This window comes from Candidatus Aquicultor sp., assembly GCF_054640775.1.
The window spans coordinates 1-3,618 of record NZ_JBTSLF010000233.1 but is presented as its reverse complement, the minus strand read 5'-3'; the positions used below and the strand labels follow the sequence as shown (position 1 = coordinate 3,618).

3 protein-coding genes and 1 pseudogene are annotated in these 3,618 nt (G+C 49.4%); 3 read left to right on the top strand and 1 reads right to left on the bottom strand.

All coding sequences use genetic code 11. The annotated features are described in order from the left end of the window. Positions 1-176 (top strand): annotated as a pseudogene (locus ACYC56_RS13335) (radical SAM protein); the annotation flags it as partial. 70 nt (positions 177-246) lie between these two features. Here ACYC56_RS13335 and ACYC56_RS13330 read toward each other — a convergent pair. Then, positions 247-1,524, bottom strand: a complete 1,278-nt coding sequence (locus ACYC56_RS13330) for an MFS transporter (RefSeq protein WP_461374663.1) — start codon at positions 1,522-1,524, stop codon at positions 247-249. Between the two features lie 170 nt (positions 1,525-1,694). Here ACYC56_RS13330 and ACYC56_RS13325 point away from each other — a divergent pair, with 170 nt between their 5' ends. Next, a complete protein-coding gene (locus ACYC56_RS13325) occupies positions 1,695-2,012 on the top strand; it encodes a hypothetical protein (RefSeq protein WP_461374662.1) in 318 nt (105 codons plus the stop codon). Between the two features lie 218 nt (positions 2,013-2,230). Further along, a complete protein-coding gene (locus tag ACYC56_RS13320; RefSeq protein WP_461374661.1) occupies positions 2,231-3,517 on the top strand; it encodes an MBL fold metallo-hydrolase in 1,287 nt (428 codons plus the stop codon). The last annotated feature ends 101 nt before the right edge of the window (positions 3,518-3,618 follow it).

The following is a 3,618-nucleotide window of genomic DNA, read 5'->3' as shown; positions in this document are numbered from 1 at the left end:
ATTTTTATGAGGGGGATCTCTCCCTTTACCGGCAGTTCCGGCACCCCCTGGGGTGGCACCGCAATCTGGTCCGGCAATTTCTGGAACGGGAATTTAAAAGACATCCGGCTATTGCTCCCATCCTCCGTCGGAACCTCCCTTTTTTCACCTCTAATCATGCCCCATTTTTCAGGTAGGTGGTTAGACTGAAGGCTGAAGGCCGAAGGAAAGAAAACCGCCTGTTTGATGCCGGGATCTGCTTTTCCTTCAGCCTTCAGCCTTCAGTCTATCCACCTGTCGGCTTGCCGAAGATGATTTCTTCGTTTTGATCCCCAAGGCCATCAGGCTTCCAAGAATGGAAACCCCTCCGGCCAATAAAAAGGGAACCGAAAAAGAATGAGTAAGGTCTGAAAGAAAACCGCCGATCATCGGCCCCAGGGCCTGGCCGATACCGAAAAAGAGGGTGACAAAACCGAGACCGGCAGGGGCCAGTTTGGGGCCGACGATATCTCCGGCCCCAGCGGCCATAATGGTGGGTAAGCTCCAGGCACTCAATCCAAAAAAAACAACCGAAAGATAATAGCCGGTTGGGCCTTTCACCAAGGCAAACAGGAAATAAGAGATGGCCAAAGCCAGATAAGCCAAGGCCGCTCCCCGGGCCCTTCCCAGGGAATCTGAAATACTCCCCCAGATAATACCGCAAAAGATGCTTAATCCCCCGGCCAGGGCCCATAATCCCCCGGCTTTGGCCGGGGTCATTCCTAATTCTTTAATCAAGTAAGCAGCGAAAAAAGTCATATAAATGATATAAGAGAAGCCGTACATGAAATAAACCAAGCCCAGATACCAGACCGCCCTAACTTTATAAACCTCTCCCCAATTCAGGATTTTGGATGATGAAGAAGCTTGTATTAACTTAGGGGTGTCTGCCTCTGCTCCCACTTGGAGAAGGTTCATATCTTCCGGCCGGCTCCGAATGAACAGGCCGACCAGAACTGCGATAAAAAGCATGGCCCCACCCAGTAAATACCAGGTATAACGCCATCCCTCGACCCCTTGGGACTTGAGGATGATGGGGATGACCAGGCTGGCAATCACAGTGCCGATTCCGGTTCCGGCGGTTACAATGCCGGTGGCCAAGCCCCGCCGTCGGGTGGCGAACCAGGCCGAACCCAAAGCCATGGCCGGGATGTAGGCAGCCCCGTGACCCAAGCCGGTCAGCAGTCGCATGGTAAAAGCCATCTCGAAATCCTGGGCCAGACCGGTCAGAAACATGGTCACCCCCATAAAGACCAGGCCCAGGGTGATGGTCAAGCGGGACCCGAAACGCGCGGCCAAGGCCCCACCGACCAAGGCCATAAACAAATAGCCGATAAAATTCCCGGTGCCGATCAGTCCCAGTTGGGTATAGGTAAAATGGAGCCCGTCTTTCATGGCCGGAAGGATCAAGGTATAAGACATGCGTCCAAATCCATGTGCCCCGATCAGGACCAGAAGGCCCATAAGAATTACAATCCATCCATAATGCAGCTTGGGTTTATCCATTTTTCCCTCGTTTGGTTAATTCAAGCCGAATTTGTTGTAACCGCATTTTTTTATTGACCTTTTTATCATGTTTTGATTGAATAACAAATACAAAAAAGTGGATTTAGAGACAACGTTCTATTTTTACCAGGCAACTCAGGCAGTTAACAAAAAACCGGCTGTGGATATTAATGGATTTTCCTCTTATACCTTCCAGGTCCTCACATCACCCTTTCAGGGAAAAAACAGATCTGGTCCGGCAGCCCTCCCCGGAATCATCCCCTATTGCACAAGCGGCTTCCGCTCAAGCCCTTTTGATAAAAGGGTATTCATCTGTTGGAAATTCCCGTTTTATCGATGTTGAATTTCAGGAAATTGTAGATCAGACTGACCTTTCAAACCAATTCCCTCACCCTCCTGATTTCCGGTTGAAAAATGCTTTTAGCCAATACCATAATCTTGCCCGAAGAAAACCGCAGAAACAACATACGATTGACCTATACGCTTAATTACCGGCCTCCAATATTCTTGACCTGAAAATCAAAAGCTTGCCTTCATTTTTTCTTCTTGACCACTCCAAGGGGCTATTTTATACTTAGTCCATCTCAAAGCGTTCTCCTAGGATTTAAAAGTCCCCAAAGACCATTGTCTTTCTTCATGGACCAACGACCTTCCCGAACGCCGTTTCCCATTACCGTAAACAATTTCCCGAAACCAAGAGAAAAAAATGACCGATCCTGACCCGATTTCTGCAAATGTGATTGCTACCCCTCCTGAAGATCCTTATAAAATCACCTCCCAGCCTGTGGATGATTCCGGTACTGTGCTGACCTGTTTCTTTTTCAATCGTGGCGCCAACTTTTATGTTTTCAGCTATCACCACAAGGGGTCCAGGCGTCACACCTTGATCGATACCGGGGATCCCATGTATCGGGACCGGATAGAGTCCATTTTGGCGAATCAAGGAATAGATCCCGAAGGTATTGAAAGAATTATCATCACCCATCGTCATCACGACCATTGCGGGCTGTCCGATCTGTTGGCCCTAAAAGCCGGGGCAACCATCCTGGTTCATGCCAACTTCCGGAATTTTATTGAAGGACCCTTAACTGCAGAAGACCGGCTGTGGTTAAGAGGTTTTGAACCTGCACGGCTTCGCCGATGCCGTGTTGAATATCTATCTCCCCGTGAAGGCAATCCGTCAGCGGTTATCAATGGCCTGGATTTTCCCTTCCTGTCTAAATCCATTCCTGTGGGAGGTGCCGGCCACCTGGAGATCCTGGCTTGTCCTGAAAGCGACACCATGCACAGTCCCGACCAAATCATCGTACATTATGGACCGCACAGTCTTCACAATCGGCATGATAACCAACCGGCCGGGGAACGGCCAGCCAATCATATCCTCTTTTGCGGCGATTTATGGTTGATGCACGGCCCTCTTTTTTCGAAAAGCTTCAGGGCTTTTTCTTTGCATATGAGAATGGCTTCCCGTCAACTGAGGGGGATTATAAGCGGGCAGAAACGGATTAGAAGAGACCCCCGGATACAGGACACCCAGGCTAAAGAGTCCCTCAAGCACGGTTTTAGCCTGATCCGGGTCATGCCCGGACACGGGGAGGCTTTTTTAGGGACCCGCATGATTCCTTTGTGTTTTCTTTGCGACCGTGATCTCTTGGTAGAGCTGGGTTATTCCATGAATGAAAAAAAATCCATCTTGAAATCCGAGAGTATTTCCAAACAGGTTAAGGCCTTAAGGGAAAAGGCCTATGCCGGATTTATCAAAGAATTGCTCCACTGGAAAGCATCCGGCTACAATCCAAAGGAGATGGCCGATTTTCTGATACGGATATACCTGGAACAACACGGAGGCGGCCCCCTGGTCAATGAAGACCGCAAGGAAAGAAGGCAAAGAATAAAAGAAACTCTGACCAGGTTAAGCGATGAAAGGGATGGGGCTGTCGAATTAAAGACCGTAGCCGATTCGGCCCTGGCCGGGATAAAACGGATTTCCTAATACGGGAATTATTCCCGGGCCTTTCGTTTTTCCAATATACGCCTGGCCGTCATTCGGACCGCGGCCGGAAGCATTAACCATTCATAAGGTAGAACCACTCC